Source organism: Natrinema sp. 1APR25-10V2 (genome assembly GCF_031626495.1).
Classification (GTDB): Archaea; Halobacteriota; Halobacteria; order Halobacteriales; family Natrialbaceae; genus Natrinema.
Window position 1 is genome coordinate 183,333 of record NZ_JAMQOJ010000001.1, and the last position, 13,899, is coordinate 197,231.

The window sequence follows — 13,899 nt, forward strand, 5'->3', positions numbered from 1 at the left end:
GAAGCTCTGGTTCGGAGAACCGGTGAGCCGTCTCAGAACAGTCCTTCTACGTCCTCCTCGCGGGCCCGCCGCCGACTGACGTGGTCCGTCAGCCGCTGCACGATGATCCCGCGGTGGTCGTCTTCGCGGACGAAATCGAACAGCAGCGTGATGAACCGGCTGTCGTCCTCGCCGGCCTCGAGATCCCGTCGTGCGTACGTCCGCGCTCGTTCGATCGGCTCCTCGTCGTAGCCGAACTCCTCGGCGAGGACGACCGCCGCGACCGCGGTCGGCTCGAATCCGATGTCCGCGAGCGTCGGCGCAGTGCCCTCGTGTTCGATCCGAACCGGTTGCCGCCGCTCGACGACCTCGGGATCGGCTGCGAGTCGGGCGAGAAACGACCGGACCGGCTCGAGCCGAAGGCCGCGGTAGTCGGCGGGCAGCCCTGCGAGGTACTCCCCGCCGCTCTCGGCGAGCCCGACGGCCCCCTCCCAGTTGCGCTCGCGGGCGTGATAGACGGCAGCGGTGTACTGGATGAGCCCGTGAAGCAGCCGCTCGTCGTCGCTGTCGGACGCGAGCTCGAGCCAGCGGTCCTCCCAGGCGTCGTGGGCGGCGTGGTAGTAGCCGTCGTTGAAGACGGCTGCGCCCGCCCGAAGCCGATCGCGCATAGCCATCGTTGGGGCTCGAGACTCGAGAACATGACGAAAACGGTGACCGCCGGATATCCCGTCGGGCGCGGCGACGAGGTCGCGTCGGGAGTACGCGACGCCGTCCCGGACCCGACGGCGGAGCTACCGCCTCCGGCAGGGCGGGGCAGACAACTGTGGACGGGTCGTAGGGGATACGAGACCCCGATACCGGTAATTTGCCGCCACCGGTGAGGCGGTACCCGAAGTGAGGGGCTGTATCCGTATTAGTATGGCGCGGCTTCCGTGCTCCGAGTCGGCTTTCGCGACCGTAATCGGTGCCTACGGCCCGATCTCGCATCACTCAGATTTCGTCGTCCTCGAATCGGAAGACGCCGTTTCGCTGGACGACTTCGCCGTCGATCTCGAGACGGGAGTCCTCGCTCACGTCGGTGATGAGATCGACGTGGACGGCCGACTCGTTGCCCGTCTCGCCGTCGGGCAGACAGGCGTCGTAGGCCCGGCCGAGCGCGAGATGGACGGTGTCGCCCATCTTCTCGTCGAACAGGATGTTGTCCGTGTAGCGGTCGATGCCGCGGTTCATCCCGATGCCGAGTTCGCCCAGTCGTCGCGCGCCGTCGTCGGTCTCGAGTACGTCCTCGATCACGTCCGCGCCCTGCTCGGCGTCGAAGTCGACGACCTCGCCGCCCTCGAACTCGAGGCTGACGTCGCGGACGGACTCGCCACGGATCGTCATCGGCACGTCGAAGGTCACCTCGCCCTCGGTCGCGTACGGGGCGGTGAAGACCTCGCCACTTGGCAAGTTGTGGGAGTCGTAGGCGACCGAAGCGGCGCTGTTGACCGCCGAGCGGCCGTCGATCTGCATCGTGAGGTCTGTGCCCTTCGAGACGAGTCGGACCTCGTCGCCGTCGTCGAGCAGATCCTTCAGCTGGGCCATCTCCTCGGCCAGCGACTCCCAGTCGCGCAGGATCGCGCCGTAGGCGAACTCCTGGTACTCCTCGTAGGCCATGTTCGCCTGCTGGGCGAGCGACCGCGTCGGGTGAACCGTCGAGACCCAGCGGGTCCCCAGCCGGGTCTCGCGGAGTTCGGTCCTGGCCTCGTTGTACGCCCGTCGCCGCTCGCCGGAGATGTCGGCCGTCGCGCTCGTGTTCCGGCCGCCGCCCAGCGAGAGGTAGACGTCGGCGTTCTCGAGCAGCGCGAGTTCGTGAGCCGGATTTTCGTCGAAATCGCCGTCGTGGGCCTGGAGATACGCCCGCGTGATCTCACCCGAACTGTAGGTTGCGAGCAGATTCGCCCCCCGCTCGCCGAGTTGCTCGGCGACTGCCACCCCCAACTCGTGGGCGTCCGGGCCGACCGAGACGACGACGTCGTCGCCCGCTTCGATACGGGCGCTCCAGTCGACCAGCACCGTGGCGTGTTCGCGTACGCGTTCGTCCATACGCGTTCCTCTCGAGCGGGCACCTAAACGCTCCCTGTTTCGCGGAGCGCGACACGCCGCGGACAGCCGGCAGGCTGTGACTCGAGACGGAAATTCAGGCGGCGTGAACGTCGTCGGAGGCGAGATCCTCGCGGGAGCGCACGAGCGCGACGATTGCGTAGACGATCGGCGTGTCGAGGACGGCGATCGCGAGTTTCAGCAGATACTGGCCGACGATCAGCGAGAGGATGACGTTGGCCGGGAGGACGACGCCGACGCCCAGCACGGCGGGTGCGATGGCGAACGCGACCGCGACGAAGATGACGGTGTCGATCGCCTGACTGCTCGCCGTCGACGCGATGTTGCGCAGCCAGAGCTTCTCGCGGCCGGTCCGTTCGCGAATCCGGTGGAAGACGATCACGTCCCAGTTCTGACTGACGATGTAGGCTAGCAGACTCCCGACGACCACGTTCGTCGACGCGCCCAGCGCCGTCGCGAACGCCTCGGGATCGACGCTCGAGTCGGCCGCCGGGGCGGCGATCGTCGACCAGACGAGCGCGAGGACGACGAAGTTCAGCACGAATCCCACGTTGACGACGATCTGGGCCGCTCGGCGGCCGTAGAGTTCGGTGTAGCAGTCGCTCGCGAGGAAGGTGAGCGCGTACGCGAACGCCGCTCCCGGCAGCGCGAGTTGCGCGCCCGCGACCGGCAGCGCGAACGGCAATCCGAACGCCAGTACCTTCGATGCGGTCAGCTGGGCGGTTACGAGCGCCGCGACGAAGAGGCCGATCAGGGCCACCTGCGCGACCGTCGGCACGCCCTGCGTCCGTGGTTCGGTCATAGCGCCGCGTACCCATCGGATCCACCTAAACGGTGTCATTCAGGGACGATCCGTGAGTCGCTGCCTGCCCAGATTACCGGCGCGTCGATCGGCCGTGAGTGCCCCCTTTCACTCCCTGCTGTGACCGAGGCGACCGTCGACGGCTCGGTACCCCCTTCTGGACGATCGGTCGATAACGATCCTACCGAAACTGTCGACAGCGCCCGCCCTTCGCTCGTTGCTGTCTACAGTGCCTTCGTCTTCACTCGCCTCGATGCCGCTTTTGTGCCGCCTCGAGGGGGCAACGAAGCAGCCTCTGAAACGACTACTTCTCTCCAAAGTAGAAAAACTGAATCTGTTGCGACTCTGGCTTTCGAACGCTGTTCGTCGTCTTTCTGCCGCAAATTATTTTGTTTCGATATACGAGCCATAACATAACTGTTATACGTATCGGTGGTCTCGTACGAATTGCAATGGCGAAAGGAAACGTTGATTTCTTCAACGACACTGGCGGCTACGGTTTCATTTCGACGGACGACGCGGACGATGACGTTTTCTTCCACATGGAAGACGTTGGCGGTCCGGACCTCGAAGAAGGCACAGACATCGAATTCGATATCGAACAGGCCCCCAAGGGCCCCCGCGCCACCAACGTCACCCGCCTGTAACACGGCTTTTTGCGTTCGGTAACGGGTTTCACATTCGACTATCATTCTTCGGACGCTACGTCACGAGCAACGGCCAGTGGTCACGCGAGCACGCGATGTGTACTGTTCTACGGATCGGCTCGTATCAGCGCAGCAATAGCTACGCTTCCGTCGTGAAAATCCGGGTGAATGGCTGGTGAGCCGCCGATTGTAAGCTGTTCTTACTGTGCGAAACGAGAGACAGCGGCGGTGGCGGCTCAGTTAGTACGACTGAACGTCCGAGAAACGGTTGATACGAAATCGATAACAAATAGTCGTGTTCCCGTTCGTCCGCCTGAATACAACAATGGACGATCTGACAGGGTTTCAACGAGACCTTCTGTACGTGATCGCAGGGGCCGATCAGCCGTCCGGCCAGGACGTGAAAGACGAAGTCGAGACGTACTACGACAGCGAGATCAATCACGGCCGGCTGTATCCCAACCTCGATACCCTCGTCAATAAGGAACTCGTCGAAAAGGGGGAGCTCGACCGCCGAACGAACTACTACGAGATCAGTGAGAGCGGTCGACAGGCTATCGAAGAACGACGGCAGTGGGAACAACAGTATATCGACGGCTAGTCCAGCGGCCTCTGGTCCTGAACGTCAGCCACCCCTTCGAGCCTCGCAGACGCCAAACCGGGACTGCGACCGTCGACGCGGTGACCGTCACAAATTCGGGCCGCTCGTTCCGTGGGCGAGAACGACGACACTGGCTGCGGCCCCGTTTTCCCAGCGCAATCGGTGTCCGACTCGTGGCCCCCTCTCGAGCTGCCCTCCCCTTCCCGACCGCTCGAGGGAAGCGTCTCGTTTCTGTTGCGATGAACGCCGGCAGTAGTCGCTCGAACCGCACGCGCTCGACTACCGAGCCCGGCGGAAGGTATCCAACACACCGGGGGCGCGGACTGATCCGTCGTGGTCCGCTATCACCTACTTGCCGGATGTTGGCTCGATGCCCCAACTGTGATGATGGGCTGGGAGAGCGGCTCGAGACGTACGCCGCCGACGGTGAGGCGATAACGGACTTCGTGTGTCCGGACTGCGACCATTCGTGGTCGCTCCCGCTCTGATCCAGCCAGCAATCACATATTTTTGCCGAGGCGGCCACGTGACGCTCGAGCACCGGCTCCCATCGGCGCTCGGTCCGGTCCTCACGAGGGACGTTCGGACCGGCCGCTCATTGTCGGTCTCGAAGCCGCGCCACCGCGTAGCTCTCCCGACTTCCGAGAGGGAATCACTCCGAAAAGCGTGAGGTGGAACGAGACTCGGCGGTGTACCGGCTCACTCCTCGAACGAGTCGTAGACGTTCTCCTCCGCCGGGAACGCTCCCGCTTCGACCTCGGTAACGTACGTCTCGACGGCGTTTCGTATCTCCGAGTCGAGATCCGCGTACTGTTTCGAGAGCGCAAACGATTCGCCGCCGAGCCCCAGCATGTCGGTGATCACGAGCACCTGCCCGTCGACGTATCGCCCGGCACCGATGCCGATGGTGGGAACGTCGACCGCTTCGGTAACAGCTTTCCCGGTTTCTTCCGTCACGGTCTCCAGAACGACCGCGAACACGCCGGCTTCCTCCAGTCGCTCGGCGGTTTCGACGAGCGCGTCTACGGCGGCCGAACTCGAGTGATTTCGGCCCTGAATATACCCACCACCGATCTGGTTCATCCGCTGTGGCGTCAGCCCGATGTGACCCTGAACGGGAATCCCGAGTTCGGTCAGCCGGTCGATGATCTCGATCGTCGTCTCACCGTGCGGTGCCGTCTCGAGTTTGACCGCGTCGGCACCCGCTTCCTTCATGAACCGAACGGCGTTGTCCACGGCGGTTTCCATCGACTGACCGTAGCTGCCGAACGGCATGTCGCCGATGACCATCGCATCTTCGACGGCACGGTCGACTGCCGCCGTATTCGACACCGCCTCCTCCATCGTGACCGGAATCGTATCCTCGTACCCGAGGTGATTGTCGCCGGCGGTATCTCCGACCAGAATCATATCGACACCACCGCGATCGACCTGACGAGCGATCGGCGCGTCGTATGCGGTCAGCATCGTCAGCGGCTCCCCGTCGCGATACTTCTCGTGGAGATCCGGAATCGACGTTCGGGCCATAGTACCTGCCGCGTGCCGAGATCAGTTCAAATTGACGGAGACCCAACCATAGATGGGAATTGCGTATCGATCCGCTCGACGAACTCGACCGCATCGACGGTCTGGACGGTCTCGGCCTCGAGGACGTCGTCGCTGGCTTTCGAACTCTCGCGTTCCGACGCTCGCGAGCTCATAGTGGCTCCTCCCGTCCGTCGCGAACCGAGCACGTGCAATCCGGGCAGAGTCGACGAGGCGCGTCGACGCGGTCACTACACCGCTCGCACTCGTCGGAGTCGACGAGGCGGCTCATGCCGACTCACCCCCATCGTTTCGCGTAGAGTTTTCAGATTCTGAAGATGAATGATCGGTGTCTGGCTGTAATGATCGGTCGTGGGCGTTGCAGTCAAATTGGGATAAAAGACCGCCTTCCACTCTTCTAGGTGGCCGATTACTAATCGGAATCTCGCCGATGGTCTGCGTACGGAAGGGTCGCTCAGCGGAAGAGCACCGTAGTCCCATCGGGTTCTGCGGCGGCAATATTGCCTCGTGGCGTTCGAATCCCACCCCTTCCGCTTTCTGTGCGATGTCGCTCGAGGAGTGATCGCTCCCGCCATCGGCGCGAACTTCTCGGTCTTCGAGCGCCTGCCGAACATCGTCGTCAGTCGCTTGATGGACTGGATGGGCGTCCGGTTCTCGACATCGCACAGCCGACTCGCAGGCACGAGGACGGCCCTATGCATCGGCCTCACCTCCGTGGCATCCGGGCCGACGTTTCCGGATCGGGGATCGCGACGTCGACGCCAGCAGCGGAGCCACGGCTCAGTCGCGTGTAGGTGTCGCAGTCGCCACAACGATGGGCGCGGTCGTCATCGTCACCGAAGACGCGGCGGAACCGGTCGGTGACGTGGGCTCCGCAGTGTCGGCACGTCGAGTTGTCGACCGACGGCCACGGTGCGACCGTCACGTCGACCACCCCGTTTCGGCTACTAATTTCCCAAGACGGCGACGACCCGGAACCAGTGACCGGTTCGGTTCAGGTTCAGACGGGGGTTTCGCGGAAACGGAAAAGACGCGTCTCGAGCGGTTGAAGCTCCGATTAGCGGCCGAAGAAGATTCGGCCACGATTCGGGTTTGTTGCGGATGGGCCCTGACGGATTCGAACCATCGACCACTCGGTATCCCACACGACCTCACACAGTCAGGTCGCGTTATGAGCCGAGCGCTCTCACCAGACTGAGCTAAGGGCCCTCAATCGGGTGAAATCGTGCGCGGTAATTAACACTTGCTGTCCGGTTCGCTCGCAAGAAAGGGAACGGGGTCGCTACGCGGTCAGCGCCTCGAGGTCCTCCTCGTCGAGCTCTTCCTCGAGTTCGTCCTCGCTGTGGAACTCGAGTATCTCTTCGCGCTCCTCAGCGTCGAGTTCGGTGGCTGTTTCGAAGTGGTGGCACATAGCATTCGAAGGCACGCGAGCTGTTTCAATAAAAGCTGGTTCAGGCGAACTGACTGCTTGCTCGGGGTACGGGGCGGACGCGCGAACTCGTCTATTCCTCCCGGTAGTCCGCGAGCGTCTGGTCGTTCGTCCCGGCGCGGTGGCGCGTCGCCAGTCCCGCGAGGTGGGGCGTTTCGGGGACGATCAGTTCCTCGCAGGCGGTTTCGCAGGCGCTCTTGCTCCCGGGCAGGCAGAAGACCGGCGTATCGACGGCGATCCCCGCCGTCGCGCGCGAGGCCATCGCTCGCGTCCCCACTTCGTCCCAGGAGAGCGAGCGGAACAGTTCGCCGAAGCCGGGGAGTTCGCGTTCGAACAGCGACGCGGTCGCCTCAGGGGAGACGTCGTCGGCGGTGACGCCCGTGCCGCCGGTGGTACACACTACGTCGATATCGCGGCGCGCGACCAGGCCGCGGACGGCGGTCCGGATCGCCGAGTAATCGTCGCGGACCAGCAGTCGCTCGTGTACCTCGTGGCCTTCGGCCTCGAACGCCTCCTGAATCGTATCCCCGCCCGGGTCGTCGGGGTCTTCGTCGCCCGCACGCGAACTCGAGACGGTCACGATCCCGACGTGGAGCGGGTCGATGATATCGTGGCCGTGATGGTCGGTGCCGCGTCGGTCGTCGCTGTCGTTGCTCATACGGCCATGTCACTGCCGGAGGACGTTAATCCCTCCCCAACGAGCGCACCACTCCATCGATCCGCGATCGTCACTGCAGACCACCGAGCGAAGTCAGCTACCGCCCAGAAGGGCTGTCAGCTGTTCGTCGAACAGATAATCCTCGGCCCAGTTGATCCCGGCACGTTGCCCGTTCCGCGGCGCTCGGAATCTGATTTCCATCTTCCCAGTCGCGGCCTCGGATACAGGAATCAAGTACCGGTTATCGTTGATTGGATCGTAGACCGCGAAATATTCCGCACAGCCGTCATACCCTCGTCGGTCGTAGCCATCACGCCGTCGTCGCGTACTGACGGTCTCGAAGGCTACCGTCCCCGAACTCTTCCGGTACGCCGTCTTACACTGAACGCGGTAGAACTGCCCGTCGATCTCGACGACGAGATCGTACGGCTCATTGTCGAACGTCGGAACGAGTACTGGATATCTCGGAGGACGAACGCCGAGCGAATGAGAGACTCCGTCGCTTGACCACGTTTCTGTGGTTCCTCGAGTTCCTCATAGCACGCGGTTCGATCTGACATAGACCGTTTCGCCGCTTGATCTAATATAAACTATCGGTCCTCGAAACGGCCGTTATTCGGGGCCGCTCTACTGGTTCTCTCCGAAAGAGAACGGTCTCCGTGAAAATCGAAATGAGTTTGAAAAAGCGGGAAGCGAGGACTCGAACAGGAGCGAGACGGCCAGCCTCATTGTGTTCGGTCACATGCGACTCGCACGTTCGAGTCTAGCTCGTACCGCTGTTTTTCCTCAGCGAATCCGCTCGGAGCTATCTCCCCTCGCAGGTAGCGTTTGAAAAACAGCGCCGAAGCCAGGACTCGAACCTGGGACAACCTCGTATCTGCGGCGAGCAGGCAGTACCTGCATCACCGTAACAGCGAGGTGCTCTACCATCTGAGCTACTTCGGCTCATCCACTGATAGCCGGGTTGTTTTGATAGGGCTTTCGTTTTCGTTGCCAGCGGTTCGATACCCTTTCACGCGGGGCTCGAGTACACCCACGCGATGAGCGAGGAGGACGCCGACAGCGACGAGTCAGAGACGCGGGAACTCGAGCGAGTCGTCGCCGACGTTCGGACCGCGGTTACCCCCGACGAGGACGAGCGCACACGGCTCCGCGAGGTCGCCGATCGGCTCATCGATCGTGCCGAACGCGCCGCGACCGACCGGTGTGCCGACGCCGACGTGCTACAGGTGGGCTCGACGGCCCGCGATACGTGGATCAGCGGCGACCGCGACATCGATATCTTCGTTCGTTTCCCGCCAGATCTCGACCGCGAGACGCTCGAGACGTACGGCCTCGAGGTCGGCCACGCGACGCTGCCCGCGGGTCACGAGGAATACGCCGAACACCCCTACGTCAAAGGCACCGTCGAGGGGTTCGACGTCGACGTCGTCCCTTGCTTTCGGCTCGAGTCGGCCACGGAGATCCGCTCGGCGGTCGATCGGACGCCGTTCCACACGCGATACCTCCAGGAGCGACTCGACGACGGGCTAGCCGCCGACGTCAGGGTGACGAAACAGTTCCTCACGGGGATCGGCGTCTACGGCAGCGACCTCCGGACGCGGGGCTTCAGCGGCTACCTCACCGAACTGCTCGTCTGCGAGTACGGCGGCTTCCGGCCGCTGCTCGAGGCCGCGGCCGACTGGCAGCCGCCGGTCGAACTCGACCCCGAGGACCACGGCCGCGCGAGCTTCGCGGATCCGCTGGTCGTCATCGACCCCACTGACCCCGAGCGAAACGTCGCCGCGGTCTGCTCTCCGGCCAACGTCGCTCGCTTCCAGCACTACGCTCGCGCGTTTCTCGATGCACCCTCCACCGATGTCTTCGAACCCGATGACCCGGACCCGCTTTCCGAATCGGAACTGCACGCTCACCTCGAGCGCCGGGGGACCACGCCCGTCGCCGTCCGGTTCGACGCGCCGGAACTCGTCGAGGATCAGCTCTATCCACAGCTTCGAAAGTCGCTCGCGGGCATCACCCAGGGGCTGGACGACCGCGGATTCGACGTGTTCCGCGCGACGACCATCGCCGACGGGACGGCCGTCGTCCTCGCGGAACTCGCGGTCAGCGAGCGCCCCGCCGTCGAACGCCACGAGGGGCCGCCGGTCTCCGTCCGCCACCACGCGACCGGCTTCTACGACGCCTACGTCGACGACCCCGACGCCTACGGCCCCTTCATCGAGGGCGACCGCTACGTCACCGAGCGCGACCGGGAGTTCACCACCGCTCGCGCGTTCCTCGAGAGCGACCGGCTCTTCGACGTCGGCCTCGGTGCGCACGTCGAGACGGCGCTCGAAGACGGCTACGAGGTGCTGGTCGGCGAGGAGATCACGGCGTTGCTCGCGGAGTTCGGGAGTGAACTCGCGACCTACTTCGAGCCCCGTCCCTGAGCCCGCGCGCCGCTCGCTCTACAGCTCCGCGTCGAGGTCGTGCGCCTCGAGCACGTCCTCGAGGGCTGATTCGGCCTTCTCGCCGGGCTCGTCGTCGGGTTCGATCGGTTCGCGCCCGTCGAAGGTTTCGTGGACGATCGCCACGCTGTCGGCGAGGACGTCGAGTCCGTAGCCCCCCTCGAGAACAAAGGCCAGCGCGGCGTCTGTGTCGTCGGCCAGCGATCGCATCCGATCGGTCATCAGCGCGTAGGCTTCCGTCGAGAGACGGATCCGCGAGATCGGATCGTGGCGGTGAGCGTCGAAGCCGGCGCTGATCAGGAGCAGGTCGGGGTCGAACTCGGTCAACGCGGCGGTGACCGGTCCCTCGATGGCGGCCAGATACTCGTGGTCGTCAGTGCCGGCGGGCATCGGGACGTTCATCGTCGTCCCCTCGCCTTCCCCTTCGCCGGTCTCGTCGACGGCACCGGTGCCGGGGTAGAGCCCCTTCTCGTGGAGCGAGACGAAGAAGACGTCGCCCCGATCGTAGAAGATGTCCTGGGTGCCGTTGCCGTGGTGGACGTCCCAGTCGACGATCGCAACCGAGTCCACGTCGTACTCGTCGTGATCGAGCGCGTGTTGGGCGGCGACGGTGACGTTGTTGACGAAGCAAAACCCCATCGCGTCGTCGTAGACGGCGTGGTGGCCCGGCGGTCGGCCGATCGAAAACGGCGTTTCACGGCCCGTCGCCCCCTCGAGCGCTTCCTCGGCGGCCCAGCAGGCCAGGCCGGCGCTCTGACACGCCGCGTCCCACGTGGCCTCGACGGCGGCCGTGTCGGGATCCCAGTTTCCGCCGCCCTCGGCACAGAACTCCCGGACGGACTCGAGGTACTCCCGGTCGTGGACGGCCGCCATCGCGTCCACGTCACAGGGGTCGGCCTCGACGTACTCGACGCCGTGTTTCCGCTTCAGTCGCTCCCGGATCGCCCGTAGCCGGTCCGGCGACTCGGGATGGCGCGAACCGGGGTCGTGTGCGAGACAGGTCTCGCTGTAGCCGAACTGCATTTGCTCACTCGAACAACGAGAAGTACGTCTCGATGTCGTCGTCGGTGATCGTCCGCCGGTCGGCGTGGTGTGCGAGGATGGTGGCCGCCCGGGCGACGTTGTCCGCGTAGTCCTCGAGGATGTCGGCCAGGGCAACGCGGGCGTCCATCGAGACGCGATAGCGATCGTCGATCTCCAGCCTGGCGATGCGATCGACCGGCGCGACCGGGAGCTCGAGGTCGTCCTTGTCGACGACGCGCTCGACGCCGAAATCCTGGGCCATCAGCGTCTTGCGCCCGTCCGCCGTCGCTTCCTCGGCGGCGTCGATCGCGAGTTCGCTCCCGTGTTCCTGAATCCGCGTTGCGAGTTCCTTCGACGCGTCGGCACTCACCCGAAGATCGCCCGCGTTCCGCCGGATGATCGTATCCACCGGGGCGAACGGGAGTTCGACGTTCATATAATCATAGGCGAAGCTAACTCCCTTAACGCTTTTCCTAGGTGGACAATGAGGTTGCTCGCGCCGTCAGAACACGTCGTTTGCCTCGAGACGGCCGTCGCGGACGATCCCTCTGGCGGTTACCTCCTCGCCGAGCCCGACGTCGGCGTCGGTCGCGACGCTCATCGTCGTCTCGCCGTCGTCGAGAACGAGCGGATCGCCGGCCTGGACGACGACGCCGGTGAACTCGAGTTCCTCGCCGTCCGACGGGTCGTCCGAGTCGGCGTCGGCGCCGACGGTCTCGTCGCCATCGCCGCTCGAGTCGTCTCCACTGCCGGCCGTCTCGCCGTCCGAACTGTCGTTGCCATTGCCGCCATCGTCACCGGCGAACGCCGACAGACCTGCGTTCTCGTCGCTCGAGCCGTCCTCGCCGCCGGCAGCGTCCGTGTCGGCCGAATCGGACTCCAGCACTGTGATCGTCGACTGCCAGCCCGCCGACGCCTCGAGGTCGTCTTGCCAGCCGTCCTGGATTTCCACGTCGCCCAGCGCGACCTCGTCGCCCGGGCCGACGTCGATGTCGGCTTTTTCGCCCCACAGCGCCACGCGGATGTCGTCGGTCGCGTCCTGCACGCGGATGTTACGAACCTGCCCCTCGGAGCCGTCGTCGCGGTCGAACGTCCGTTTCGGGTCGGCCGAGCGGACGACGCCGGCGAGATCGACCGTCTGGTCGATCTCGACGTCCTCGATGGGCGTGCTCTCGGGGACGTACTCGACCTCTTCGTCGACCGCCTCGACCGCGCCGCGGTTGCCGACGTGGAGCTCGAGGGTTCCGTCGCGTTCCTTGACGTAGCCGTCGACCACTTCGACGGTTACACCGGGTTCGAACTCCGTCGCGAGGTCGGCCTGCTCGTCCCAGAGCGTTACGCGGATTCGGCCGGTCGAATCGCCGAGTACGAGGTTCGAAACTTTCCCTTCGGAGCCGTCGTCGCGGTCGAACGTCCGAACGCTGTCGGTGTCGAGCAGCAGGCCGACGAGGTTGACGTTCGAGAGGCCCAGCGAGAGATCCTCGATGGCGTACGTATCGGAGACCTGCACGTCGACCTCGGTGTCGTCGTCGGGCTCGACGTCGTCGACGCTGACCTCGACGCCGGAAAAGCCCTCCTTGGGTCGGCCCTTGATCCGCAGTACCTGTCCCTCCTCGAGTTCCTCGATAGCGGCTTCGGCGTGGTCGTCCCAGAAGGCCGCCCGCACGGAGCCGGTCTCGTCCGCCACTTCGACGTTGACGACCTGGCCGTCCTCGTCCTCGCCGTCGCGTTCGAAGGTCCGCTTCTCGCCGATCGAGAGCACCTTGGCGACGAACTTCGCTTCCTCCATGCCGGGCTCGATGTCGGCGATGCCGCCGACCTCGCTCTCGCCGACCTCGTGAGCGACGAGCATCGCCGCCGTCTCCTCGTCCGCGAGCCCTCCCATCTGCTCGACTTTCGCCTCGACGGCCTCGCGAAACTCCTCGAGGGAGACGTCGGCCTCGAGGTCCTCGTATACGCCCTCGATGTCGCTCATTCTATGCTCAGGCATGGGCAGGTCGCGCATAAGCGTTATCCATTCCGCGTCCCGAGGGCGAGCCGCGTTCGTCGGCTTTCACCCCGCTGGGCAGCGGATCGGTCGATTTCGGTTTCGCGAACCCGACACATCGGGGACGCGTACTGGCGGAACTCGAGCGAGGGAACATGTCCTCGTCTGGTCGCCCGCTCGTATATAAACGTCAGCACGGGAGCCGCTCGAGTCCGAACCGTACTGGCGGTCGACAGGAATCGCCGGGCGGCAACCGGCTCCTTTCGAAAGGGCTTTAATGTCGACGCGGCTACGAAGAGATGAGTCCTGATAGGGTAGTGGACTATCCTCTTGGCTTGCGGAGCCAGGGACCGGAGTTCAAATCTCCGTCAGGACGTTTCTCTGCAGCACAATATCGCGAGCAGAGCGAGCAGTCCGTGCTGCAGGAAACTTCCCGGAGATTCGAGCAGAGAAGTCGCAGCGGCCGAGCGAAGCGAGGCTGACCGTCTTCCCGTGTTCAAATCTCCGTCAGGACGCTCACTCCTCGCGAGTGCTTCACGATGTTCAGCACTCGCTTCGTCGTTCGGCCCTGACGTGCCCAACGCTCACTGCGTTCGCGTTGGACTCCGTCAGGACGTTTTTCCAACCACACCGACGGCGAGCGTAGCGAGCAGGCGCGTTTGGGCGTTCTTGTGGAGG

The 13,899-nt window shown here is 64.4% G+C and carries 13 protein-coding genes, 4 tRNA genes and 2 pseudogenes; 5 read left to right on the forward strand and 14 right to left on the reverse strand.

All coding sequences use genetic code 11. The features are described 5' to 3' along the window. Positions 1-32: 32 nt before the first annotated feature. The 3 genes from NDO75_RS00945 to NDO75_RS00955 all read right to left on the reverse strand — a co-directional run bounded on the left by NDO75_RS00945 (position 33) and on the right by NDO75_RS00955 (position 2,884). Positions 33-647 carry a DUF309 domain-containing protein gene (locus NDO75_RS00945; protein WP_310905153.1) on the reverse strand — a complete coding sequence of 205 codons (615 nt, stop codon included), beginning with the start codon at positions 645-647 and terminating at the stop codon, positions 33-35. Positions 648-969: 322 nt separating this feature from the next. Then, the gene (locus NDO75_RS00950) at positions 970-2,064 is read right to left on the reverse strand and encodes an aminopeptidase (RefSeq protein WP_310904219.1); all 1,095 of its coding nucleotides are present in this window, start codon (positions 2,062-2,064) and stop codon (positions 970-972) included. A 94-nt stretch (positions 2,065-2,158) separates the two neighbouring features. After that, positions 2,159-2,884, reverse strand: a complete 726-nt coding sequence (locus NDO75_RS00955) for a queuosine precursor transporter (RefSeq protein WP_310904221.1) — start codon at positions 2,882-2,884, stop codon at positions 2,159-2,161. Between the two features lie 452 nt (positions 2,885-3,336). Here NDO75_RS00955 and NDO75_RS00960 point away from each other — a divergent pair, with 452 nt between their 5' ends. Both NDO75_RS00960 and NDO75_RS00965 read left to right on the forward strand, forming a co-directional pair. Continuing rightward, positions 3,337-3,531, forward strand: a complete 195-nt coding sequence (locus NDO75_RS00960; RefSeq protein WP_006087767.1) for a cold shock domain-containing protein — start codon at positions 3,337-3,339, stop codon at positions 3,529-3,531. A 325-nt stretch (positions 3,532-3,856) separates the two neighbouring features. Further along, a complete protein-coding gene (locus NDO75_RS00965; RefSeq protein ID WP_310904228.1) occupies positions 3,857-4,132 on the forward strand; it encodes a PadR family transcriptional regulator in 276 nt (91 codons plus the stop codon). Positions 4,133-4,831: 699 nt separating this feature from the next. Here the strand turns inward: NDO75_RS00965 and panB are convergent. Both panB and NDO75_RS00975 read right to left on the reverse strand, forming a co-directional pair. Next, positions 4,832-5,659, reverse strand: a complete 828-nt coding sequence (gene panB, locus NDO75_RS00970; RefSeq protein WP_310904230.1) for a 3-methyl-2-oxobutanoate hydroxymethyltransferase — start codon at positions 5,657-5,659, stop codon at positions 4,832-4,834. Positions 5,660-5,685: 26 nt separating this feature from the next. Next, positions 5,686-5,832, reverse strand: a complete 147-nt coding sequence (locus tag NDO75_RS00975) for a hypothetical protein (RefSeq protein WP_310905180.1) — start codon at positions 5,830-5,832, stop codon at positions 5,686-5,688. A gap of 288 nt (positions 5,833-6,120) precedes the next feature. On the opposite strand from NDO75_RS00975, the gene NDO75_RS00980 reads away from it, so the two are divergent. Further along, positions 6,121-6,210, forward strand: a tRNA-Gly gene (locus NDO75_RS00980). 160 nt (positions 6,211-6,370) lie between these two features. Here the strand turns inward: NDO75_RS00980 and NDO75_RS00985 are convergent. From NDO75_RS00985 to NDO75_RS01010, 6 genes and pseudogenes are all read right to left on the reverse strand, one after another. Continuing rightward, positions 6,371-6,611 (reverse strand): annotated as a pseudogene (locus tag NDO75_RS00985) (hypothetical protein). Positions 6,612-6,779: 168 nt separating this feature from the next. Continuing rightward, positions 6,780-6,886 (reverse strand) — tRNA-Ile (locus NDO75_RS00990). A 73-nt stretch (positions 6,887-6,959) separates the two neighbouring features. Then, positions 6,960-7,088: a hypothetical protein gene (locus tag NDO75_RS00995; protein ID WP_310904231.1), complete on the reverse strand. Its 129-nt coding sequence runs from the start codon at positions 7,086-7,088 to the stop codon at positions 6,960-6,962. Positions 7,089-7,179: 91 nt separating this feature from the next. Then, positions 7,180-7,764 (reverse strand): MogA/MoaB family molybdenum cofactor biosynthesis protein, encoded by a 585-nt coding sequence (locus NDO75_RS01000; RefSeq protein WP_310904232.1) that lies wholly within the window; start codon positions 7,762-7,764, stop codon positions 7,180-7,182. Between the two features lie 93 nt (positions 7,765-7,857). Further along, a pseudogene (locus NDO75_RS01005) lies at positions 7,858-8,324 on the reverse strand (group I intron-associated PD-(D/E)XK endonuclease). Positions 8,325-8,603: 279 nt separating this feature from the next. Next, positions 8,604-8,709, reverse strand: a tRNA-Asn gene (locus NDO75_RS01010). Positions 8,710-8,804: 95 nt separating this feature from the next. Between NDO75_RS01010 and cca the strand changes: the two genes are divergently transcribed. Next, the gene (gene cca, locus NDO75_RS01015; RefSeq protein WP_310904233.1) at positions 8,805-10,193 is read left to right on the forward strand and encodes a CCA tRNA nucleotidyltransferase; all 1,389 of its coding nucleotides are present in this window, start codon (positions 8,805-8,807) and stop codon (positions 10,191-10,193) included. An 18-nt stretch (positions 10,194-10,211) separates the two neighbouring features. Here cca and NDO75_RS01020 read toward each other — a convergent pair whose 3' ends face one another. The 3 genes from NDO75_RS01020 to NDO75_RS01030 form a co-directional block, all read right to left on the reverse strand. Then, entirely contained in the window at positions 10,212-11,234 is a 1,023-nt protein-coding gene (locus tag NDO75_RS01020; RefSeq protein WP_310904234.1) for a histone deacetylase, read from the reverse strand. Between the two features lie 4 nt (positions 11,235-11,238). After that, positions 11,239-11,670 (reverse strand): histone, encoded by a 432-nt coding sequence (locus NDO75_RS01025; RefSeq protein ID WP_310904235.1) that lies wholly within the window; start codon positions 11,668-11,670, stop codon positions 11,239-11,241. Positions 11,671-11,736: 66 nt separating this feature from the next. Then, entirely contained in the window at positions 11,737-13,209 is a 1,473-nt protein-coding gene (locus NDO75_RS01030; protein WP_310904236.1) for a single-stranded DNA binding protein, read from the reverse strand. A 315-nt stretch (positions 13,210-13,524) separates the two neighbouring features. On the opposite strand from NDO75_RS01030, the gene NDO75_RS01035 reads away from it, so the two are divergent. Then, positions 13,525-13,597, forward strand: a tRNA-Arg gene (locus tag NDO75_RS01035). The last annotated feature ends 302 nt before the right edge of the window (positions 13,598-13,899 follow it).

What these genes read in the sequence shown, in the direction of transcription:
- NDO75_RS00945 (WP_310905153.1), bottom strand. Translation starts at nt 647, where the DNA reads ATGCGCGATCGGCTTCGGGCGGGCGCAGCCGTCTTCAACGACGGCTAC.
- NDO75_RS00950 (WP_310904219.1), bottom strand. Translation starts at nt 2,064, where the DNA reads ATGGACGAACGCGTACGCGAACACGCCACGGTGCTGGTCGACTGGAGC.
- NDO75_RS00955 (WP_310904221.1), bottom strand. Translation starts at nt 2,884, where the DNA reads ATGACCGAACCACGGACGCAGGGCGTGCCGACGGTCGCGCAGGTGGCC.
- NDO75_RS00960 (WP_006087767.1), top strand. Translation starts at nt 3,337, where the DNA reads ATGGCGAAAGGAAACGTTGATTTCTTCAACGACACTGGCGGCTACGGT.
- NDO75_RS00965 (WP_310904228.1), top strand. Translation starts at nt 3,857, where the DNA reads ATGGACGATCTGACAGGGTTTCAACGAGACCTTCTGTACGTGATCGCA.
- panB (WP_310904230.1), bottom strand. Translation starts at nt 5,659, where the DNA reads ATGGCCCGAACGTCGATTCCGGATCTCCACGAGAAGTATCGCGACGGG.
- NDO75_RS00975 (WP_310905180.1), bottom strand. Translation starts at nt 5,832, where the DNA reads ATGAGCTCGCGAGCGTCGGAACGCGAGAGTTCGAAAGCCAGCGACGAC.
- NDO75_RS00995 (WP_310904231.1), bottom strand. Translation starts at nt 7,088, where the DNA reads ATGTGCCACCACTTCGAAACAGCCACCGAACTCGACGCTGAGGAGCGC.
- NDO75_RS01000 (WP_310904232.1), bottom strand. Translation starts at nt 7,764, where the DNA reads ATGAGCAACGACAGCGACGACCGACGCGGCACCGACCATCACGGCCAC.
- cca (WP_310904233.1), top strand. Translation starts at nt 8,805, where the DNA reads ATGAGCGAGGAGGACGCCGACAGCGACGAGTCAGAGACGCGGGAACTC.
- NDO75_RS01020 (WP_310904234.1), bottom strand. Translation starts at nt 11,234, where the DNA reads ATGCAGTTCGGCTACAGCGAGACCTGTCTCGCACACGACCCCGGTTCG.
- NDO75_RS01025 (WP_310904235.1), bottom strand. Translation starts at nt 11,670, where the DNA reads ATGAACGTCGAACTCCCGTTCGCCCCGGTGGATACGATCATCCGGCGG.
- NDO75_RS01030 (WP_310904236.1), bottom strand. Translation starts at nt 13,209, where the DNA reads ATGAGCGACATCGAGGGCGTATACGAGGACCTCGAGGCCGACGTCTCC.